Genomic DNA, 20,534 nt, shown 5'->3' with positions numbered 1-20,534 from the left:
TAGGTAAACCATGGGCGAATACGGCTATCTATGATTTTTTTTGGGTCATTACTTCGGTCACCACATCCCTATAGCGAATACTCTAGCTTCCGTGCTTTATTGCATGTCGCTATTAAGCGCCTGTGTCAACGGTATAAGCTAGCGTTGTCTCTAGCCGTGTGCCTGTGTTTGGCAGCCCCTGTTCATGCTAGCCATCCCGATGTATTGCTAGAAGCAAAAATTCCTAAAGTATCCGTTGCTACCGATAATAAAGCAGCTAACAATAAGCTAAATGATGATAGTGCTGCGATTGATACACCTTATAATGAAGATACGCTCACCATAGAGAACGTAAAAAACATTAATGGCTTAGCGCCAACCAGTCTATGGCAACCTGAGCTTAGTGAACCAAGCTTGTACGCTCTACTGGATGCCGAGTTTGCTGCTGATCGCGATGACAAACGACGCGCGGTCTCTATTTATAAGCAACAGTCTTTTAAAGAAGATGCGACAGCCGTGTTTGAGAGAGCGCTTAGCCTGTCTTTGCGTAACGAAAGGGTTGAAGACTCATTACAGTTTGCCAAGACATGGCAAGACCAAAACCCTGACCACGTACCCGCTTGGTTTTATGTCGCGCATTTGGCCCTACGCGCCCATGACTATATATTAGCGGGTGAAACTTTAAACCGTATCTTGCGCTATGACCCACGCGCAGACTTAAGCGAAATCCTTATAGGCATTTACCCAAATAATGATGATGACAAACGTGAACTTCTTGCCGCGTTGCAGCCATTAGATAGCGAGCAAAACGCCTCATTGTCGGTATTAAAAGCAGGTTTACTCTATCAGTTTAACGAACCTGAAGTCGCCATCGTTCATATCAATCGAGCGCTAGAGCGTCAGCCAGACTACGTGCCCTTTATTACCTTAAAAGCCGATATATTGCGCAAAATTGTCACCGCAGAGACTGTCATCAATTATGTCAGTCAAGCTCGCCTACGCAACCCTGATAGCAAAAGCTTGTATTTATATGAGATTCGCTATCTATTAGATTTAAAACAAAGCGAACAAGCGTGGAAGTTACTGCTTGAGGCGCATAGCCGTTTCAGTGATGATTCTGAGATTACTCTACTCGCAGCTTTAGTGAGCTTGGATATTGAAGAGTACGCTAGTGCCGATGAGCTACTCAATATGCTTGCCAAGAGTCCAGCTTATCTTGATCAAGCCTATTATTATCTGGGTATCAGTGCTGAGCGTCAGCAGTTGTTCGATCAAGCCAAATACTATCTCAATGGCGTCATGCAAGAGGATTTGGTATTAGAAGCTCGTAGAAAAGTAGTGGCGTTTGAATTACTCGATAACGACGTCGATGGGGCAATCGCGACGTTAGAGAAGCTGCGCAAAGACTTCACAGTATTCGCGCCTGACACTTTTGTCATGCAGGCCGATATCTTGTGGCAACAAAACGAATCTGATGAAGCTCTGCGCTTACTGACCCGTGCCGCTCGTAAATATCCTGATAATGAGATGCTACTCTTTGCGCGGGCTCAGCTGTTAGATGATAAAGCAGACTATGTCGTTAAGCGTACCCTGCTTAACCATTTGCAAGCATTAGATCCTAGCAACTTATCGTATCAGTTGAGCTATGCACATTTACTACTGGCAAATGAGCGCAGCTCAGAGCAAGGACTGGCACTAGCGACAGCGATTATTCAGATTCGCTATGATGATCCACGTTATGATAACGACCTACATCTACAAGCCCTAAATGTCTTGGCAGGCAATGCATTAGCCAAAGAGAACTATCAGCAGGTCATCGACTACCTACAGACACCTTATGATGTGCTACCAACTCTGCGCTCAGGCACGCTGTTATTGCGCGCCTATCAAGGCTTAGGTAACAATGACAAAGTTGAGGCATTACTCGCAGATTTGCAGCAGCGCTTTTCATTTGGACAGCATAATATCAATGACCGCATACAGCTGTATTAATAGCGCTGATTTTGGATATGTTATTCGAGCTTTGTAGTCACAGAGATATGATAATTGATAAGGTTCTTATAAAACCGAAGCATTTATAAATTACAAGGTCGTTATAAGAAGCTAACAGCCGTGCATAACCGAGCAACAAATAACGCTTAAGCTAATATCTTTGTTCATCTTTCCATTTTGAGAAACTATTATGTCAGCATTAATCACTTCTTATAAACCAAATAAATTGGCTCTGTTTACTGCTATGACTGCAGCAATGGTCATTACCTCTGGTTGTCAGTCATTAAAAACAGCCAACGCGACCAACCAGCCAACGACTACTGTACAAGGTCAAAACGCTGATCAACCCAAAAAGCTAGAGAGCTTTAATATCACGGGCAAGATTGGAGTGACGACACCTGCGAATGATTCGACCGGTACCCGAGGTGGTAGTGCGTTCTATGCATGGGGTCAGCAAAATGACCGATTTGCCATTGAGCTGATTGGCGCACTTGGTATTGGTAAAACCAACATCGAATACAATGGTCAGACCGCTACTCTAGTTAGCGAAAAGACAGGTACATTGACCGCTGATGATCCCGAAACCTTGCTAAAGAAAGCCACTGGTTGGCAAGCCCCAATTTCACAAATGCCTTACTGGATTTCTGGTCGCCCAGCGCCTTCAGATAGTGCGCCACAGCTGGATGATCAGAGCCGTTTAGTTAGCTCAGTCAATGGTGAGTGGACAGCCAGCTTTACTTATAAAGGTACGGATAAGCTACCTAGTAAAATTAGTGCAGTACAGCCACAAGGCAACAAAGTTGTAATGACGATCAATCATTAATCCATCTTTCATTAACAACAGAAAGCCTGCTAAAAACTAGCATTGTTAATTAAGATAGCTATTTATAACTGCACCTTATGATAAAAAATATGACTGAAAATATAGCCGCATCATTTGCTTGTACGATTACTCGTTTATCACCTGCAAAACTCAATCTGTTTTTGCACATCACTGGTAAACGTACCGACGGCTATCATAATTTGCAAACGGTATTTCGCCTGCTTGACTGGGGCGATTACTTGCATTTTTCGGTCAGTGATGATGCTGTTATTTCTACTATAGCTAGTGAATTAAGTGCTAATCAATTCTGTCATCAGCTACTGATACTAGATGGTGCAGAGGCTATCACTACCAGTATAGAAGATAATTTAATTTTCAAAGCAGCACGCGCATTGCTAGCATTTGCCAGACAGTCAAATACTTTACCTGAGCAGTTGGCAAAAGTGCATGTTACTTTAGATAAGCACTTGCCAATGGGCGCGGGTCTAGGCGGTGGCTCATCTAATGCAGCAACGACTATGCTAGTGCTCAATGAGATTTGGCAGCTTAATTTTACCTGTGATGAGCTTATAAAGATTGGCGCGACTGTAGGTGCGGATGTACCTATATTTATCTTTGGCCAAGACGCTATTGCCATGGGAATTGGTGAAGAACTGACTACGATTGAGTTGCCTGACCAGCAATATTTAGTACTGACGCCTAACGCTCATGTAAATACTGCCAAGCTGTTTGCACATTCCAAACTACAGCGAGATATCGCGCCCCTATCGGTTGCAACTATCCAAAACCAATACGCTGACTATGTACAAACGCTCACTACGCCCTATCATAATGTCTTTACCCCAGTCGTCACAAGCCTCGCTTCTGCTGTTGCAGATGCCTTAAGTTATCTACAGGGGTTAGAAGCGCAAGCATTGAGCACAGCACGAATGACTGGCTCTGGTAGTGCCGTGTTTTTACCTCTAGATGCGAGTGTGGCTACTAACAAAAAACTTGTGGCGAAGTGGATTGCAGATGCGCCTTGTGCGGCATATATCGTTGGAAACTTAAAATAGCACATATAACCTTTAGATTTCTTATCATCTAAATAATGACAACGGTAGGATTGCCTATTTTAATTTGCTAAAATAGCGCCAGCAGTAACCTATGATGAATAAATACCAGAAAAAGCTGCAAATGACTTGCAAAATCTGAAAATTTACTTATAATAGGTCGCCACAATAGGGGTATAGCCAAGTTGGTAAGGCATCAGGTTTTGATCCTGACATCCGTTGGTTCGAGTCCAGCTACCCCTGCCATTTTTTAGTACAAAGCGTTAGAGATACATCGAGTATAAGCGGTTTATAGACAGCCACTTATCTTATTGTCATTGACAACGTTATCCCAGTTTCGGTATAGTTCGCAATGGACACCGCTAGGGAAAAGTTATGTTTTAAACGGTTTATCCGTTTTTTAGATAACTGACAGGTCATGACACCATATTAAGAACGACTACTTAGTCGCTATTATATATCGGTTGTTCATAGCCTAGACATTACAGGGGTATAGCCAAGTTGGTAAGGCATCAGGTTTTGATCCTGACATCCGTTGGTTCGAGTCCAGCTACCCCTGCCATTTTTTACTGTAATAGTATACTTCAACACCTTCACCACTCTTTTCTTAATTTGAGCAGTTTGACACTGCTTAGCGGTCGCTGCTTGAGTCAATCAATAGGACTTCTGTCATGCCTTATTTGGCGATTTTTACGGGTAATGCCCACCCAGAATTAGCAAAAACCGTAGCCGATCATCTTCACATACCTCTTGGTAAAGCTGACATCACGCGTTTTTCTGATGGCGAAATTGCCGTGGAAATCAAAGAACACGTACGTGGTAAAGATGTGTTTATCATGCAGCCTACTTGTGCACCGACCAACGACAACTTGATGGAAATCATGATGATGGCTGACGCCTTGCGTCGCTCTAGTGCTGGCCGTATCACAGCTGTCATGCCTTATTTTGGTTATGCTCGTCAGGATCGTCGTCCACGCTCAGCTCGTGTACCTATCTCGGCTAAAGTGGTCGCTGACATGCTGAACATCGTTAGTATCGATCGCGTAATGACTGTTGATTTGCACTCAGATCAGATTCAGGGTTTCTTTGATATTCCTGTAGACAACATCTACGGCACACCTGTATTACTAAACGACCTACAAAAGCAAGACTATGACAATATCATGGTTGTTTCACCTGATGTAGGCGGCGTGGTTCGTGCACGTGCGATGGCTAAGCAGTTAGGCGATACCGATATGGCAATTATTGACAAGCGCCGTGCTCGTGCCAATGAGTCACAAGTAATGCATATCATCGGTGATGTTCGTGACCGTGATTGCGTTATCGTTGATGATATGGTCGATACTGCAGGTACATTGTGTAAAGCTGCCGAAGCATTGAAAGAAAATGGTGCCCGTCGCGTCTTAGCTTACATCACGCACCCTGTCCTATCAGGCAACGCACTTAAAAACATCAGCGAATCTGCATTGGATGAAGTGGTTGTGACCGATACAATTCCACTATCTGCTGAAGCCAAAGCCTGTAGCAAAATCCGTCAGGTAAGTATTGCACCGATGCTGGCTGAAAGCTTACGCCGTATCAATAACGAAGAATCTATTAGCGCGATGTTTGATGCCTAAGTTGATACAACTGCCTTTTCAACAGCTATTGCAGTAATTTCGAATAGCAATGACTGTAGTAAGACATCTTGAATAGTTAAAAAATAGAGCGTCAAGTATCCTTACTTGGCGCTTTGTTTTGTATAGGCGTTTTGCGTAGGTCTTTATTATTGCTACAGAATCACGTATAATGCGCGCCTGTGCTGACCTTTTCGTTGTTTTTATTAGGCTGGCACTATCAAAAGTGCTGATCATGCTTAACAGCAACCATCGTTATGGTAATTATCATAGCGAGCACTGCTATAAGCAAATGGCTAAGCTTAGACATTATGAGGTTTATTCGTAATGATAATATTAGCTATCATCACGTATTAGTGGATTGGTCGCAAATCCACTTTTTTATGACCAGACACTTCATCATTTTTTTTATAGGATTATATCCATGAGCATTAATCATTTTGAACTAAACGCCGTTGATCGTGCTGCTGAACTACAAGGTAAAGGTGCGAGCCGCCGCCTACGTAAGCAGAACCTAGTTCCTGCTATCATCTATGGTGGCAACGAAGAGCCAACAGCTATCTCTATCAAGCTTAACGAACTAGTAAAATCACTAGAATTCGAAGCGTTTTTCTCACACATCTTGACTATCAACGTTGACGGTGAAGAGCATCAAGCAGTTATCAAAGACTTGCAGCGCCATCCTGCTAAAGGCTTCCCAATGCATGCTGATTTCCAGCGCATTGTAAAAGGTCAGAAAATTCACATGAACGTTCCTGTTCATTTCACTGGTCGTGAAGATGCGCCTGGTACTGCTGCTGCTGGTGTACTATCTACTCTAGTATCTGATATCGAAGTTATCTGCTTACCATCACAACTTCCTGAATACCTAGAAGTAGATGTATCTGGCATGGAAATCGGTGATTTGTTCCGTCTATCAGACATCAAACTTCCTGAAGGCGTTGTAATTCATGAGCTTGAGCTAGAAGACGGCCATGACCGTACTATCGTTAACATGCAGCCACCAACAGTAGAAGAAGTTGATGCTGATGCTGACGTTGATGCTGATGAAGTACCAGCAACTGAGCAAAACGACGGTACTGAAGAAAACAAAGACAGCGAGTAATAACTATTTCTAACCAGTGCATTATTTTGTGCTGGTTAGTGATACATTCGTTTAGTCAATAAAACAGCAGGTGATTAAAATCTCCTGCTGTTTTTGTAAGTAAGGTTTGAAAATAAACTGTCTATCAGTACTTCAAACCTTACCCCTATTTATCAAATTCAAGCAGGGTGTTTTTATGGCCATAAAGCTTATTGTCGGTCTTGGTAATCCTGGTCAGCAGTATATGTTTACGCGTCATAATGCAGGATTTTGGTTTGTCCATCATTTGGCTCAGCAGTTTAATATCACGCTCTCCCCTGATAAGAAGTTTCATGGAGTGACAGGGCGTGGGCAAATTCATGGGTCTGATGTGCGTTTACTTATGCCGCTGACGTTTATGAATAAATCTGGTCAGTCAGTGGTGCCTATGGTAAATTTCTATGGCATCAAAAATGATGAATTGTTGATTGCTCATGATGAGCTCGATATTCCAGCTGGTAGTATCAAACTCAAAACAGACGGTGGACATGGTGGTCACAACGGCCTACGTGATATCACGCCGCATATTGGCAATGATTTTCATCGCCTGCGTGTGGGTATCGGCCATCCTGGTCACAAGTCTAAAGTTAGTGGACACGTTCTCTCTAAAGCATCTCCTGATGAGCAGATTGCGATTGATAGCGCGCTGACAGCTGCTTTTGAAGCGCTCCCATTGTTGTTAGATGGTGATGTCGAAAAAGCACGTTCACAAATTAATGGCTTTAAATTACCAGAATAATATAGTCATTAAATTATAATGACCTTTTATTTTGGCAGTTTTATCCCCATTAACCTTTTGATTTAGTTAATTAATATCAGTTACGCCAAGGAACCAACCTATGCTACTTAATATGCTTAAATGCAAATTACACCGTGCCCGTGTTACCCATGCCGAGCTTCATTACGAAGGCTCTTGCGGTATCGACGGCGATCTATTAGATCTTGCTGGTCTACGCGAAAACGAATCTATTGATATCTATAACGTGACCAACGGTAAGCGCTTTCGCACCTATGCTATCCGTGCTGAGGCGGGCTCTGGTATTATCTCATTAAATGGTGCTGCGGCTCATATGGCAGATTTGGGCGATATCGTTATCATTTGTGCGTATGCACATTTTGATGAAGTTGAAGCGTCAACGTATCAGCCAAAACTTGTCTATTGCAACGAAGACAACACCGTAAAAGACACAGCAAATATCATTCCTGTACAAGTTGCTTAATATGACAGGATGGTGAGGTTTTGGTAAATTTAAGATAAACACAAAGTTACATCTTTGAATTAGCTGTTATTATTACTAAAAATCTCGATGCTAAAAGGAAAGCTGAATCTAAATCAAGATTCGGCTTTTTTTATACCACTTTTATTTATCAAATTCACATTTTTCATCATATACAAGGAAACATACTGATGTGGTTGGCCGCGCTTGCAATACTGATTGGGTTAGCAATTTTAGTTTGGAGTGCCGATGTCTTCATTGATGGGGCAACAGCACTAGCAAAGAAGTTTAGTGTGCCTAGCTTCTTAATTGGTGTCTTAATATTGGGTATAGGCACGTCAGCGCCTGAGATGGTGGTATCAGTACTAGCAGCAATAGAAGGCAGCCCTGAGCTGGCTCTAGGTAACGCTTATGGCTCAAATATCATCAACATCGCATTGGTACTCGGTGCAACCGTATTGATTAGCCCTATTATCATCCGTAGAGGCATCGTAAAACGCGACTTGCCCTTGCTGCTGCTAATTACTGTCATTGCCGCTTGGCAGCTACGTGATGGGACATTGAGCCAAGTTGATGGTATCGTATTATTGATTTTGTTGGTCGCCGTTTTAGGGCTACAGATCATAATGAGTATACGCGAAGGCTATCATGAGCACGAAGACGATATAGTCGTGGCTAATGCTGACTCAGCGCACTCAAATAACTTAGAGCACTTAAATAACTTAGAGCACTTAAATAACTTAGAGCACTTAAATAACTCAGAGAGCTTAGAAAAGCTAGAACCAAGTGTAACGCGTGGTCTTGTCAGTTTAATTATCGGTATGCTGATGCTCGTAGCCAGCTCACGCGCTATCGTTTGGGGTGCTGTCGAGTTAGCAACGCTATGGGGTCTTAGTGAGCTCATCATTGGTCTAACGATTGTCGCCGTTGGGACCTCATTACCTGAACTGGTATCGAGCTTGTCAGCTGCCCGTAAAGGCGAACATGATATGGCGCTTGGCAATATCATTGGCTCTAATATTTTCAATACTTTGGCAGTTGTCGGCTTGGCAACGGTCATCGCTCCTATTGCCGCCGACCCAGTGATTCTATCGCGTGATGTAATGGCAATGGGACTATTGACGATATTGCTAGTGACACTATGCGTGTTTGCCTTTAAAACAAAGCGCCAATTCGGTCGTACGTCAGGTGCTACGTTGGTGCTGTTCTTTATGGGCTACACCGCATGGCTGATTCAAAGCGTTAGTATGTAACTGTTTAGGCTAAACCAGCTGAGCAGTGCTACAACTAAATTATCACGTCGATAAGAGTTACTAGGTTAATAAAAATTGTTACGTCAATAAAATCAGATTAAGATTTTTTCTTACGATTTTTAAAACCGCGCCATAGCCCTTCATGTGCCACTTTTGGCATTTTTAGGGTTATGGTGTTGGACAGCATATCTTGTACCGCCAGACCGCGAGGGTTGAACAGACAGAACACATAGTTGAATACCAAACCAAGAAACGCGCTGGCCAATAAGGCTGCGCGTGACCCATCAATAAGACTGCCAATAATGCCGAAAATCAACGGCATCAAACAAGCGGCCAAAATACGCTTAAACGACTGACCCCACGTTAGCCATTGGCCTGCATCATTAATCGTTTTTAATCGCCACGTCTGCATACCTAATGTCTGACCACCACGGCGCCAAAATATTCCGTAGAATGCCACAAGTGTTAGTACAAACGATGGCGTCATAATGGCGTTCTGATACCAGAGCGGCAGTGACTGAGCTTGTGAGGACTCAGTACCCGTCTCCATGGTCAACAGTGTACCCACCACAGTCAATATAGTACCGACCAAAAACAGTAATGCCAAAATCAGCATACCATCATAGAGAATCGCCACGACACGAATCATAGGCTTAGCGATGGTTGGCTCTTCGTTAGGATCTTGCTGTACAGGCGCACTAGATTGAGGCTTTGATTTGCGAGTCGTTTTTGACGGACGTTTAGATGGACTTTTTGACATGGTACAAGCTCATAGCAAGCAGTGAATAGTAACGCTATTGTACCGTAAATGGTGGGGCTATCGTACATTATCCTAGATGACTATTTAACATCGTAGATGGCTGTCCAATCATGCTACATACAAGAGATGGTCGAAGAATAAATAAGTAGAAGGGTGAAAGTTACAGACATAAAAAAACCGCCAATTGTCATAAGACAGGCGATTATTTTAATGTTTTATCAGCTTAAATTAAGCTATTATGCAAATGGTGCGCCTGGAGAGATTCGAACTCCCGACCCCTTAGTTCGTAGCCAAGTGCTCTATCCAACTGAGCTACAGGCGCGTATTTTGCACTTTATCCACTGCGCAGATAATATCTTTTACAGTAAATTAGGTTGGTCATTATATAGATAATATCGCTTGTGTCAACATCTTTTTTAATTAAAACAAATTATTTTTTGAATTAATTATTAAAATGTTTAACGCAGTATATTGCGTTATTACTTTAATAACAACTGAATAAATGGCGGTGAAGGAGGGATTCGAACCCTCGATACGCTTACACGTATGGTTCCTTAGCAGGGAACTGGTTTCAGCCACTCACCCACTTCACCTAACGATTCAAGACATTTATAAAATTTCTATAAACATAGTATTGATGCTAACAATACGTCTCATGTCGTGGGCGAGTATTATAACAAAGCCGAAACGAATTGCAAGCGTTGTCTACAGATTTAATGCGGCTTTTATCAAAATTATAGATATAAGTACTTATATTGCATTTTTATACGGAAAATTGCGACATATCATTGCTAAATATAACAACCAAACTGCTTACTAATATTAGGCCTACTCACTCTACCGTCTTATACCTAATCGACAAGCATAAGACTATGATAGATTTTTTAGTAGTAGGTAGCTATAGTATTTATTACTTATTTCAAAATATCTCAAAAGGAGCTGTTATGCGACCTGTCGTACTGTGTTTTTCAGGATTAGACCCTTCAGGCGGTGCTGGATTACAAGCGGATATCGAGGCCATTGGACAGTCAGGGGCACATGCAGCCATCGCGTGTACAGCGGTCACTATCCAAAGCTCACAGCAGGTATTTGGCTTTGAGGCTTGTGCGGCATCATTGGTAAAAGCCCAAGCTACTGCGGTGCTTGATGACTTGCCTGTTAGTGCTATCAAATCAGGTATGCTCGGTACCACTGATAACATCGCAATGTTGACCAAACTATTTGCTGATCAAGTTATCGATAACAACACGCCATTTGTCTTAGACCCTGTACTAGTTGCAAATAGCGGTGGCAGCTTGGGCGATGAGAAAACACTGGTTAGCGCCTTTAGACAACTGCTGCCCTACGCCACTTTAATCACTCCAAATACTCATGAACTACGAGCGCTTAGCGGTGAGCAAGACTTGCATGTCGGTGCACAAAAGCTATGTGCTCAAGGTACTCATGCCGTACTGGTAAAAACCTCACATGATTTTGATAGTGGTGATATCGAGCAGTACTTATATATACAGGGCGAAATGGTCCATAAAAGTACCTTGCCGCGCTTAGATGGTGAGTTCCATGGCTCAGGATGTTCACTTGCCAGCTTCATCGCTGGACGCTTGGCAATGGGCGATGCTCTCATTGATGCTGTGCAAGCGGCAGACAGCTGGATTACCCAGACATTGCGGGCAGCTGATGCACCGCATCCTGATGATTCGCAAGCTCAACTCATACCAAATCGCTTTGTTCGTTTTTAGAATATTTACAAAGCAATAGCTTACCCAAGTAGCAGACGCAAAAAAGGCGCTCTATATTTTTATAGAACGCCTTTTTTATACCAGTTTTTACATTTAATTAGGTTTAACCCAAGGTTGGCAACACACTCGCGGCCAAACCGCCGATGAATACCTCCAGCAAATAAAAGGCTAAGAAAGCAACCATTGGCGATAAGTCGAGCATACCTAAATTCGGCGTGATACGACGAAACGGAGCCAAAATAGGCTCAGCCAAATTAATGATAATGCCAATAATCGGATGCTCAGATCTGGTAAACACCACAATCCAGCTAACGATGATAGAACCAATCACTAGATAGCGACACATGCGTAAAAAGTCTAACAATAAGCTAGTCGTACCCGTAAAGAATAGCGGTACAGGCGCAATACCTTTATGTGTCAATGCGGCTTTTCCAGAGATATCGATTAGACGAATCAAAAACATCAGCACGATAGCGGCAATGCTAATGCGTCCCTGTGCAACAGTCGGAAAAATACGCCCGAATACATCGACGATATGCGTCGCTTTATAAGCAGGTGCAATCATCGGATTGCTCGCATCCATCCCTGCAAACTGCAACATAAAACGAATAAACACCAGCATCATAGCGAATGTGGTGACCAAATCAAAAATTTGAAATAACATGTTGTTCATGAAGTGCTACTCAATGTGACATTATTAACAGATTCTAGGATGACAAATGTCATTATCAGATGCTGATGATTACATAAGGTGTGACGTCAGTGGTGACTCACAGCACACCTTGTCAGTGTTTACTTGCTCATCTCTTCACTTAACGCTTGGCTACGATCATAACAAGCTTGCATGGCCTCGCTGATTTGACGGCCAATCTCATTGGCTTGCATTGACTCAACCGCTGCTTGAGTAGTACCGTTCGGCGAAGTAACTTTACGGCGTAACTCAGCTGGTGCATCATTACTATTCATCGCCATTTTTGCAGCACCTAACATGGTCTGCATAGCAAGCGCTGAGGCTTGTTCTTTATCCAGCCCTAATGCAACTGCCCCATCGACCATCGATTCGATGAAGTAAAACATATACGCTGGCGCTGAACCTGATACAGCTGTAACCGCATGCATATGTTCTTCGTCATCAACCCACATGACCAAACCTGATGCTTCCATAACGGCTGTTGCTAGCTGCTTCTGTTCTGCTGAGATATTGTCTGTACCATAAAGGCCAGTCGCACCCATCTGAATCATAGAAGGCGTGTTTGGCATTGCACGCACGATATTGCTATAGCCGCCTAGCATGTTTGATAAAAGATCAGTCGACAAACCTGCCGCCACTGAAATGACCAACTGAGTGTCTAATACGTCAGCAAAAGCACTTACCACTACTTTCATCATTTGTGGTTTGACTGCTAGCACCACGATATCCGCACCGATCACAGCAGACTTTGGATCAGCCATTGGATCAACAGTATTTAGACCTTTAGCGGCTAATTGCTCACGTGCATCGCTGCTAGGATCGGCGACCGTGATTAGATTTGGTTTGATGCCGCAACCCACAAGCCCGCTAATGAGCGCTTGTGCCATGTTTCCGCCACCAATAAAACTGATTTTTTTATTATCTAATACCGACATACTTGTCTCCTAGTCACAAAATTCAAAGGTATTCAACTTAACATACTGATATGTAAAACGACACTCAGTTTATCATACTGCCACTATTACCGTTTGATAAATTCAAAATGTCACGCCTGACATCAACCTGATAAAAATCAATGAGTCAGCCAACGGATATTAAACTTTTAACGCTTTCTATTTTAGACTAAGCTCACTTTTGATGTACTCAGCTAATTGATTGCTTTTGGCATCGCTATCTGTCTGCTCAGAACTCAAAAGCCAACTCTCAAATGGTGATGCTAGTAATAGAGGAATATCAGTTTCTATTTCGCTTCCATCTTCAGATTTTTTTGTAAGGGTAATGCTGACTACCATTAACCTTTCTCGTAGCCATAATGGGATCCCGAGCGTTTGATACAGTTTTTTGCCTGCTTGTGGGCGCGCAGCCATCTCAGTTTTCAACCGTAGCTTACGTTCTAACGGTGCTACTTTTAACACTGCCTGCTGAGCTATACCGTCCGCACTATTTTCTAATAATCGTAACAGCGCATCTCCCATCACTCGTAATTGCCAAATGTAGTCATTACTGCTGCACAAGGTGACTAATTCGAAGCTATTATCAGCTGAATGACTAGATGAGTTACTAGATAATGGTAGTACCTGCTCGGTCAGCGGTGCATTTAGCCAAGATAGCCATTCGCTGCTCATACGATAGAGCTGCTGACGATAGCGGCGAATGGTATAAGATGCCTTACGACCTTGCCAAAACAGTTCTGTCTGATGATCTTGGTCATCACGTTGGCTGAGAGTTAGTACGTCATCGACGAGTTGCTTAGCAGGTGGTAATGGCTCATCTTGACCCAACCAATAGTGCAATAGTTGCCGCTGACGATACATGGGTAGCTTTTGCAACGTATCGATATTTAGCACGCGCTGTGCAGGTAAAAGTTGCAGGTCTGTATTTTCTGTCTGCTGCATATCCTGCATAGCTTGAGCATTGACTGTTTCCTGTGCATCACTTAACAGCTGCGCACTACGAGCAATATTATCGATGACATTGTGATTGTATGTAGCCAGTATTGGCATGATGTCGCGGCGTAGCCCACTACGTACGTTATCGCCGCTGTCATTCGTAGGATCATCTATATAAGGCAACTCTAAGCGCTTGGCGTAGGCGCTAATATTGGCTCGTCGTATCGTGAGCCAAGGTCGCCACAGGATATTGCACTGTACGCCCTGCGTTTGCACTCGCCATGGCTGCATACCAGACAGACCATTGACTCCTGCTCCTTGAATCAATCGCATTAATACCGTTTCAGCTTGGTCATCAGCGTGATGCGCTAATAGTAATACATCGTCTTGGTTGATATGAGCGCGCATAACATTATAGCGTGCTTGCCGAGCGGCCTGCTCATCATGTCCATTCACTTGTGCCTGTAAAATGCGACAAGGTATTTTTTGAGCCGCTGCCCAATTGGCAACATGCTTAGCCCAATGCCGACTATCCGATTGTAGCCCATGATCGACATGTAACAGCTGCGGCAGACATGGCAATTTACCTTGCCGATAGAGCTGCACACATAACGCTGCAAGCGCCAATGAATCACGCCCACCACTACAGGCTAGCCACAGGCGACGACCATGCAACTGACCACTATACTCAGACATACTGCTCAATAATGCGGTTGCTAGTGTCTTATCAACTGGCAAATCTGCAATTGCTTTAATAGGATGTGAGATGATTGCACTGCTGGTCATATTCAGCCTTAGTTATTATTAAGCGGTTGTACATTTACTATCGTGCCGATGTGTAAGCACCTACGTTAATCAATACATTGCGTTAGGTGCTTTGTATTAAGGGCTTTGTATAATAACAGCCATAAAAAAACGCGCCATTGAATGACACGTTTTTATTTTAGCACTAAGACTCAGACTCTAATATTAAAAGCCACGCATTTGTGACGTTTAATATTAGGTTGGTACAGTATTAGCCAACTAGGCAGGCAACATCACTTCTGAGTTAAAAGACTTTAGCTTTTCATAACGTAGCTCACAACGCTCTTGAGGATCTAAGTCTTTAATTTCATCGAGCTGTTCAGTGATTAATGCTTTTAAGGCATTCATCACAGGTTGTGGCTGTACATGTGCGCCTTCGCCCTCTTCGATGACAGCGTCAATCAAACCCATTTGGTAAAGGTTGATTGCATTTAATTTCAATGCTTCACTAGCATCTTGTGCTTTTTCAGCAGTTTTCCAAAGAATAGAAGCACAACCTTCTGGCGAGATCACTGAGTAGATGCTATTTTGTAGCATATTTACTTTATCACCAACACCAATTGCCAATGCGCCGCCTGAGCCGCCTTCACCAATGATAGTCACAATCACAGGCACTTTAAGGCTAGAGAATACAGCGATACTTTCTGCAATCGCTTGCGCTTGTCCGCGCTCTTCTGCGCCAATACCAGGATAAGCACCTTGGGTATCCACAAAGGTCATCACAGGAATGTTAAAGCGCTCAGCCATTTTGACCAAACGAATCACCTTGCGATAGCCTTCAGGATTGGCCATACCAAAGTTATGAGCAATACGCTCACGGGTGCTACGACCACGATGTTGACCAATCACCATCACAGGCTGGTCATTAAAACGCGCAAGACCACCTAAAATGGCTTTGTCATCGGCAAAAGCACGGTCGCCATGCAACTCGTCAAATTCGGTAAAAAGCTGATTAACATAGTCCATAAATAATGGACGCTTGGCGTGTCGTGCAAGCTGCACACTATCCCAGACAGTGCTCATAGACGCTTCCCTTTAATAATTATACTTAATGTATTTATGTTTAAGAATAATATCGTTATCCGTGTTCAGATAATGAAAGTACAGTTGTAAACTGAGTAGAAGCTATAGTAGCACATCTTAAATAGCATGACATTATCGACAACACCGCTTTTGTTACGTTAATCTTTAACTCAATACTTACAATGGTAACTGCTCAACCTCTGGAGTCTCAGCCTCTTGAGCTTCAATCACACTAAGCTGTACGCCCCATTTGGCAAACTGGTCAATCTCAGTACGCAAATCTGCGAGCAAGAACGCATAATGCTCGCTGCTATCCGCCAAAGTTATTTGCCAACTGTTTTCAGCGACTACCTTTAGTTCCAGCTCTGGTAGCGCATAGTCACTGCGACTATGATGTGCCAGTACGGCGAGGCGCAACAGTAAACAAAGGTAAACCAACTGATCGCCACCAATCTGACAAGTCTGCTCTAGCATATCGGCTTTAAGCTTGCGGCGATGGTTAAGCATCAGCTGCGCCATGCGTTTTTGATCGACTTGCGAAAACCCTGGAATATCAGAGTATTCAAGCAAATATGCGCTATGCTTGTGATAGCTACTATGACTGATTGCCAGCCCTATCTCATGCAAGAATGCAGCACGTCTGAGCAAGTCGCAATCATCATTGGACAGCGCAAGCTTGTCTTTTACTTGTTCAAACAAATGACGGCTGGTTTTTACCACTTGCTTGGCTTGCTTTTTGTCCCCTGAATAACGCTTGATTAACGCCAATACACTGCGGTCACGCACATCTTCACTAGCAAAACGGCCAAGCATGTCGTACATAACGCCTTCGCGTAACGCACCGTCTGAGTAGGTAATGGTCTCAACGCCCAGCACTTTCATCACCGCGCGCAATACTGCCACGCCAGCAGGAAATACGGCTTTACGATGTTCTTTGACGCCTTCTAACTCGATATCATCAATATTGCCAATCTTAATCAGCAATTTCTCTAACTTTTTGACACCTTTGTAAGTAATGCGTTCTTGCTCATCGGCCCAACCCTTTGACACTAGGACATTGCGCACCGCTTTGATTGTACCGCTTGAGCCGACTACACTGCTCCAGCCCGTTTTTTGGTAGCGACCATTAATCGCTAAGACTTCTTTACGTGCACCTGAAATTGCACTATTAAAAGCTTCTTTAGTAATCAGTCCGCCAGCAAAGAATTTTTGGGTAAAAGAAACACAGCCCATTTGTAAACTTTCAGTCAATAATGGATCGAAATTTTGACCAATAATGAACTCTGTCGAACCGCCGCCAATATCCATAACCAAGCGTTTATCACTACTCTCATTGGTATGCGAGACGCCCAAATAAATCAATCGCGCCTCTTCGCGGCCCGCAATAATCTCAATAGGTTTTGGCAGGATTTTATTGGCACGGGAAATAAAGTCGTTGGCGTTTTTGGCTTGACGCAATGCATTGGTGGCGACCACACGAATACGCTCGGGCGGCACCGAATCTAAACGCGCCACAAACCGGCTTAGACATTCAAGTCCGCGCTTTTCGGCAGCAGCACTTAGGATATTATTTTCATCTAGACCAGCTGCGAGCTGTACCTTTTCGGACATAGACACTACTTTTCGCACCTCGCCATGGTCAAGACGAGCAATGGCTAAGTGAAAACTGTTGGAACCAATATCGATGGCTGCCATCATTTCATCATCGCCAATTGGCGGATTCGTAAGGTAGTCAATAGGCATAGGACAAGTCGTCACCGTGTTAGAGAGAGTGGATAGTTTACCAAAATCACGTGCTATATAGTTATAAAATCACATGTATAGAAAAAAGTAGTAACCACAAAAATCAGGGCAATTTTATCATTAAAGCATTTATGCCAAACACTCGCAAGCGATGCAAAAATGTAGTGGGAACATCGGAGACCACCCTATCAGCTGACAGGTATCGGCTCAGCATCTAGCGCTTGTGTTACGCATATCGGTTTGCTACATTGAAAGCTATCAATATCATGATAAAAAACCGTTATTTACAGCTAGTTTATCCGTATCACTTACTTCAAAAGTCACCAACTAATCGGTTAAAAACCATCTGCAATTAATAGTTATCAACCTCACCAGCAAGGAAGCTAGTCACATGAATCAGACCATCACAAAAGACGCGACCCAAAATACTGAGACCCCTATCAGTAGCGCTAAAAAAGACATGGTAAAAACTGAAAGTTCGCCCAAACAGGCATTTTATGATTTTTACTTAGATGAGCATCAAAATATCGCCTGTCGCCGCCTACATTTTGCAGGTAGTAGCTTTGGCTTATTAGGACTGGCAAAGTCTGTCAAAACTGGCTCAGCCAAACCTTTGGTAAAGGGCATTGCCGCCGGATATGCCTGTGCATGGGTTGGACACTTTTTCTTTGAAAAGAACAAACCCGCTTCTTTTAAGTTTCCATTGAAAAGCTTTGTCAGTGATTTTCGTATGTATAACGATGTGCTACGAGGCAATCTAAGCTTGAGAGATCGCAAGTTTGATAAAGCACGATAACGTTTAGTCGTCATATAAATTAAGTGACAAACTTTATATTCTTCCCAATACGATTATAAATAAGATATCGATAAACAAAAAAACCAGCAAAGATCACGGGATGACCTTGCTGGTTTTTTAAACTTTAACTTTTTAGTTAGCTAATAACTTACATGGCTAAACTATGCTTTTGCCATTTCTGCAAATATCTCATCAGCTGCTTTGATTGACGCATCAATGTCTTCATCGCTATGTTTGATAGACATAAAGCCTGCTTCATAAGCTGAGGGTGCCAAGTAAATACCACGATCTAGCATACCGTGGAAGAAAGTATTAAATACGTCCATATCGCACTCTGTCACGTCATCGAAGTTCTCTGGTGTTTCGGTTGCGCTGTCTTTGACAAAGAACATGCCAAACATGCCGCCAAGCTTATTGGTACGTAGATGAATACCATGTTTATCAGCTGCTGCTTGGAAACCGTCTACTAGGTGATCAACTTTCGCTGCTAACTCGTCGTAGAAACCTTCTGCGGTTAAATCTTCAAACATAGCGATACCAGCGCGCATCGCTAGTGGATTGCCTGATAACGTGCCAGCTTGATAGACGCCGCCAAGTGGCGCGATGCAGGACATGACTTCTTTTTTACCACCGAAAGCACCAACGGGTAAGCCAGCACCGATGATTTTACCGAAACAGGTCAAGTCTGGGTCAATACCGAAATGGGCTTGCGCGCCGCCAAGACCAACGCGGAAGCCCGTCATCACTTCATCAAAAATTAATACTGCGCCATTAGCTGTACATTCTGCGCGCAACGTATCATGAAACTCTTGTGTCGGGATAACCATGTTCATGTTGCCAGCGATAGGCTCTAAGATAACGCAGGCAATTTCTTCACCCCATTTCTCAAAACAATCTTTAATCGCTTGCGGATCATTATAAGGAATCGTAATCGTATGCTTAGCAAAATCAGCAGGTACACCTTTCGACGTTGGTTCGCCGATATCAAGCATGCCGGAACCTGCTTTTACTAATAGGCTGTCTGAATGCCCATGATAACAACCTTCAAACTTAACGATTTTATCACGCTGAGTATAACCACGTGCTAAGCGAATCGCACTCATGGTGGCTTCTGTACCAGAGCTGGTCATACGAATCATCTCAACGCTCGGTACGATTTCGCAAATTTTGTCAGCAACGGTGGTTTCAAACGGCGTTGGTGTACCAAAGCTCAAACCGTCATCAGCCGCTTTTTTCACCGCATCGATGACTTTGGGGTGCGCATGACCCAAAATCATTGGGCCCCACGAGCCAACATAGTCAATATAAGCATTGTCTTCGGTATCATAAATTTTGCTGCCATTGGCACGGTGCATAAAGATTGGCGTACCACCAACCCCTGCAAAGGCGCGAACCGGTGAGTTAACACCACCTGGGATATGTTTACGTGCTTGTGCAAAGAGCTGTTCGTTTTTAGTACTCATAATTATTCTCTACTTATAGTGACATTTATAACGACAATGTTTTTTGATTGAGCGTCTATTTTATATTTGTTTATTATCGAATCTTTCAAGAAGTTTTTACAATTTAAGCTTTTTTGACCACAGAAGACTTGAGCTTCATCGGGCCATAGCCATCAAGTTTGCAGTCAATATCATGACCGTCAGTAGCATCTGGCAACAGGCGAATACTTTTCGCTTTCGTTCCTACTTTAATCACAATTGAAGAGCCTTTAACTTTTAGGTCTTTAATGACCGTCACCGCATCGCCGTCCTGTAGCTCATTGCCAACAGCATCACGTATAACTGCGTCTTGGTCTTCAGCTTGCGCTGCATCAGTCTCAGCTGCCGTCCATTCATGAGCACACATAGGACATACCAGTAACGCACCATCTTCGTACGTATATTCAGCATCACATTTAGGGCAATTTGGTAAGCTCATTATTTCCTCGGCAGTCATCGTACATTAGGTTAATTGTAGAGCTGATATTGTACCGTAACTCACCATCTTTAACCAATTTGTACGCTTGAAAATCAAACGCTATGCCCAATTTAA

General features: G+C 43.2%; 18 protein-coding genes and 4 tRNA genes. 12 read left to right on the top strand and 10 right to left on the bottom strand.

The genetic code is table 11. The features are described from left to right. Positions 1-30: 30 nt before the first annotated feature. The 10 genes from HCZ91_RS02810 (at position 31) to HCZ91_RS02765 (ending at position 9,055) form a co-directional block, all read left to right on the top strand. Positions 31-1,971 carry a tetratricopeptide repeat protein gene (locus HCZ91_RS02810; RefSeq protein WP_179797990.1) on the top strand — a complete coding sequence of 647 codons (1,941 nt, stop codon included), beginning with the start codon at positions 31-33 and terminating at the stop codon, positions 1,969-1,971. Positions 1,972-2,161: 190 nt separating this feature from the next. Beyond that, positions 2,162-2,794 carry a lipoprotein insertase outer membrane protein LolB gene (gene lolB / locus HCZ91_RS02805; protein ID WP_179797988.1) on the top strand — a complete coding sequence of 211 codons (633 nt, stop codon included), beginning with the start codon at positions 2,162-2,164 and terminating at the stop codon, positions 2,792-2,794. Positions 2,795-2,883: 89 nt separating this feature from the next. Continuing rightward, positions 2,884-3,849: a 4-(cytidine 5'-diphospho)-2-C-methyl-D-erythritol kinase gene (ispE, locus tag HCZ91_RS02800; RefSeq protein WP_179797986.1), complete on the top strand. Its 966-nt coding sequence runs from the start codon at positions 2,884-2,886 to the stop codon at positions 3,847-3,849. A gap of 167 nt (positions 3,850-4,016) precedes the next feature. Further along, positions 4,017-4,092 (top strand) — tRNA-Gln (locus HCZ91_RS02795). Positions 4,093-4,332: 240 nt separating this feature from the next. Further along, positions 4,333-4,408, top strand: a tRNA-Gln gene (locus HCZ91_RS02790). A 109-nt stretch (positions 4,409-4,517) separates the two neighbouring features. Next, a complete protein-coding gene (locus HCZ91_RS02785) occupies positions 4,518-5,465 on the top strand; it encodes a ribose-phosphate pyrophosphokinase (RefSeq protein ID WP_057758042.1) in 948 nt (315 codons plus the stop codon). Positions 5,466-5,886: 421 nt separating this feature from the next. Further along, positions 5,887-6,567, top strand: coding sequence for a 50S ribosomal protein L25/general stress protein Ctc (locus HCZ91_RS02780; RefSeq protein WP_057758040.1), 681 nt, complete (start codon positions 5,887-5,889; stop codon positions 6,565-6,567). 175 nt (positions 6,568-6,742) lie between these two features. Beyond that, positions 6,743-7,324: an aminoacyl-tRNA hydrolase gene (pth, locus tag HCZ91_RS02775; protein ID WP_101205142.1), complete on the top strand. Its 582-nt coding sequence runs from the start codon at positions 6,743-6,745 to the stop codon at positions 7,322-7,324. A gap of 100 nt (positions 7,325-7,424) precedes the next feature. Continuing rightward, positions 7,425-7,805 carry an aspartate 1-decarboxylase gene (panD, locus tag HCZ91_RS02770; RefSeq protein ID WP_010196068.1) on the top strand — a complete coding sequence of 127 codons (381 nt, stop codon included), beginning with the start codon at positions 7,425-7,427 and terminating at the stop codon, positions 7,803-7,805. A 188-nt stretch (positions 7,806-7,993) separates the two neighbouring features. Further along, positions 7,994-9,055: a calcium/sodium antiporter gene (locus tag HCZ91_RS02765; RefSeq protein WP_179797984.1), complete on the top strand. Its 1,062-nt coding sequence runs from the start codon at positions 7,994-7,996 to the stop codon at positions 9,053-9,055. A gap of 97 nt (positions 9,056-9,152) precedes the next feature. Here the strand turns inward: HCZ91_RS02765 and HCZ91_RS02760 are convergent, their stop codons facing one another. From HCZ91_RS02760 to HCZ91_RS02750, 3 genes are all read right to left on the bottom strand, one after another. Then, positions 9,153-9,815, bottom strand: a complete 663-nt coding sequence (locus HCZ91_RS02760) for an RDD family protein (protein WP_165597760.1) — start codon at positions 9,813-9,815, stop codon at positions 9,153-9,155. Between the two features lie 245 nt (positions 9,816-10,060). Further along, positions 10,061-10,137 (bottom strand) — tRNA-Arg (locus HCZ91_RS02755). 181 nt (positions 10,138-10,318) lie between these two features. Continuing rightward, a tRNA-Ser gene (locus HCZ91_RS02750) sits at positions 10,319-10,408 on the bottom strand. A 351-nt stretch (positions 10,409-10,759) separates the two neighbouring features. Between HCZ91_RS02750 and HCZ91_RS02745 the strand changes: the two genes are divergently transcribed. Then, on the top strand, positions 10,760-11,554 hold the full coding sequence (locus tag HCZ91_RS02745; protein WP_179797982.1) for a hydroxymethylpyrimidine/phosphomethylpyrimidine kinase: 795 nt from the start codon (positions 10,760-10,762) through the stop codon (positions 11,552-11,554). 103 nt (positions 11,555-11,657) lie between these two features. On the opposite strand, the gene HCZ91_RS02740 is transcribed toward HCZ91_RS02745, so the two are convergent. The 5 genes from HCZ91_RS02740 to ppx form a co-directional block, all read right to left on the bottom strand. Next, a complete protein-coding gene (locus tag HCZ91_RS02740; RefSeq protein WP_227692066.1) occupies positions 11,658-12,218 on the bottom strand; it encodes a YggT family protein in 561 nt (186 codons plus the stop codon). Positions 12,219-12,346: 128 nt separating this feature from the next. Beyond that, positions 12,347-13,180, bottom strand: coding sequence for a pyrroline-5-carboxylate reductase (gene proC / locus HCZ91_RS02735; protein ID WP_179797978.1), 834 nt, complete (start codon positions 13,178-13,180; stop codon positions 12,347-12,349). A 177-nt stretch (positions 13,181-13,357) separates the two neighbouring features. Then, positions 13,358-14,920: a tRNA lysidine(34) synthetase TilS gene (tilS, locus tag HCZ91_RS02730; protein ID WP_179797976.1), complete on the bottom strand. Its 1,563-nt coding sequence runs from the start codon at positions 14,918-14,920 to the stop codon at positions 13,358-13,360. 237 nt (positions 14,921-15,157) lie between these two features. After that, positions 15,158-15,961 carry an acetyl-CoA carboxylase carboxyltransferase subunit alpha gene (locus HCZ91_RS02725; protein WP_179797974.1) on the bottom strand — a complete coding sequence of 268 codons (804 nt, stop codon included), beginning with the start codon at positions 15,959-15,961 and terminating at the stop codon, positions 15,158-15,160. A gap of 177 nt (positions 15,962-16,138) precedes the next feature. Beyond that, on the bottom strand, positions 16,139-17,704 hold the full coding sequence (gene ppx / locus HCZ91_RS02720) for an exopolyphosphatase (protein WP_179797972.1): 1,566 nt from the start codon (positions 17,702-17,704) through the stop codon (positions 16,139-16,141). Between the two features lie 460 nt (positions 17,705-18,164). Between ppx and HCZ91_RS02715 the strand changes: the two genes are divergently transcribed. After that, on the top strand, positions 18,165-18,500 hold the full coding sequence (locus HCZ91_RS02715) for a DUF962 domain-containing protein (protein WP_179798219.1): 336 nt from the start codon (positions 18,165-18,167) through the stop codon (positions 18,498-18,500). A 161-nt stretch (positions 18,501-18,661) separates the two neighbouring features. Here the strand turns inward: HCZ91_RS02715 and hemL are convergent, their stop codons facing one another. Together hemL and HCZ91_RS02705 are read right to left on the bottom strand one after the other, a co-directional pair. Then, complete coding sequence (gene hemL / locus HCZ91_RS02710) at positions 18,662-19,963, bottom strand: glutamate-1-semialdehyde 2,1-aminomutase (RefSeq protein WP_179797970.1); 1,302 nt, start codon at positions 19,961-19,963, stop codon at positions 18,662-18,664. Between the two features lie 103 nt (positions 19,964-20,066). Further along, entirely contained in the window at positions 20,067-20,420 is a 354-nt protein-coding gene (locus HCZ91_RS02705) for a zinc ribbon domain-containing protein YjdM (RefSeq protein WP_057758016.1), read from the bottom strand. Positions 20,421-20,534 lie beyond the last annotated feature (114 nt).

The sequence above is a fragment of the Psychrobacter sp. BI730 genome (assembly GCF_013414195.1).
Lineage (GTDB): Bacteria > Pseudomonadota > Gammaproteobacteria > Pseudomonadales > Moraxellaceae > Psychrobacter.
The sequence above is the reverse complement of the archived record's forward strand: the minus strand, read 5'-3'. Positions and strand labels throughout refer to the sequence as shown.

What these genes read in the sequence shown, in the direction of transcription:
- HCZ91_RS02780 (WP_057758040.1), top strand. Translation starts at nt 5,887, where the DNA reads ATGAGCATTAATCATTTTGAACTAAACGCCGTTGATCGTGCTGCTGAA.
- HCZ91_RS02785 (WP_057758042.1), top strand. Translation starts at nt 4,518, where the DNA reads ATGCCTTATTTGGCGATTTTTACGGGTAATGCCCACCCAGAATTAGCA.
- HCZ91_RS02725 (WP_179797974.1), bottom strand. Translation starts at nt 15,961, where the DNA reads ATGAGCACTGTCTGGGATAGTGTGCAGCTTGCACGACACGCCAAGCGT.
- hemL (WP_179797970.1), bottom strand. Translation starts at nt 19,963, where the DNA reads ATGAGTACTAAAAACGAACAGCTCTTTGCACAAGCACGTAAACATATC.
- panD (WP_010196068.1), top strand. Translation starts at nt 7,425, where the DNA reads ATGCTACTTAATATGCTTAAATGCAAATTACACCGTGCCCGTGTTACC.
- HCZ91_RS02760 (WP_165597760.1), bottom strand. Translation starts at nt 9,815, where the DNA reads ATGTCAAAAAGTCCATCTAAACGTCCGTCAAAAACGACTCGCAAATCA.
- HCZ91_RS02705 (WP_057758016.1), bottom strand. Translation starts at nt 20,420, where the DNA reads ATGAGCTTACCAAATTGCCCTAAATGTGATGCTGAATATACGTACGAA.
- lolB (WP_179797988.1), top strand. Translation starts at nt 2,162, where the DNA reads ATGTCAGCATTAATCACTTCTTATAAACCAAATAAATTGGCTCTGTTT.
- tilS (WP_179797976.1), bottom strand. Translation starts at nt 14,920, where the DNA reads ATGACCAGCAGTGCAATCATCTCACATCCTATTAAAGCAATTGCAGAT.
- pth (WP_101205142.1), top strand. Translation starts at nt 6,743, where the DNA reads ATGGCCATAAAGCTTATTGTCGGTCTTGGTAATCCTGGTCAGCAGTAT.
- HCZ91_RS02740 (WP_227692066.1), bottom strand. Translation starts at nt 12,218, where the DNA reads ATGTTATTTCAAATTTTTGATTTGGTCACCACATTCGCTATGATGCTG.
- HCZ91_RS02745 (WP_179797982.1), top strand. Translation starts at nt 10,760, where the DNA reads ATGCGACCTGTCGTACTGTGTTTTTCAGGATTAGACCCTTCAGGCGGT.
- proC (WP_179797978.1), bottom strand. Translation starts at nt 13,180, where the DNA reads ATGTCGGTATTAGATAATAAAAAAATCAGTTTTATTGGTGGCGGAAAC.
- ppx (WP_179797972.1), bottom strand. Translation starts at nt 17,704, where the DNA reads ATGCCTATTGACTACCTTACGAATCCGCCAATTGGCGATGATGAAATG.
- ispE (WP_179797986.1), top strand. Translation starts at nt 2,884, where the DNA reads ATGACTGAAAATATAGCCGCATCATTTGCTTGTACGATTACTCGTTTA.
- HCZ91_RS02810 (WP_179797990.1), top strand. Translation starts at nt 31, where the DNA reads ATGATTTTTTTTGGGTCATTACTTCGGTCACCACATCCCTATAGCGAA.
- HCZ91_RS02715 (WP_179798219.1), top strand. Translation starts at nt 18,165, where the DNA reads ATGGTAAAAACTGAAAGTTCGCCCAAACAGGCATTTTATGATTTTTAC.
- HCZ91_RS02765 (WP_179797984.1), top strand. Translation starts at nt 7,994, where the DNA reads ATGTGGTTGGCCGCGCTTGCAATACTGATTGGGTTAGCAATTTTAGTT.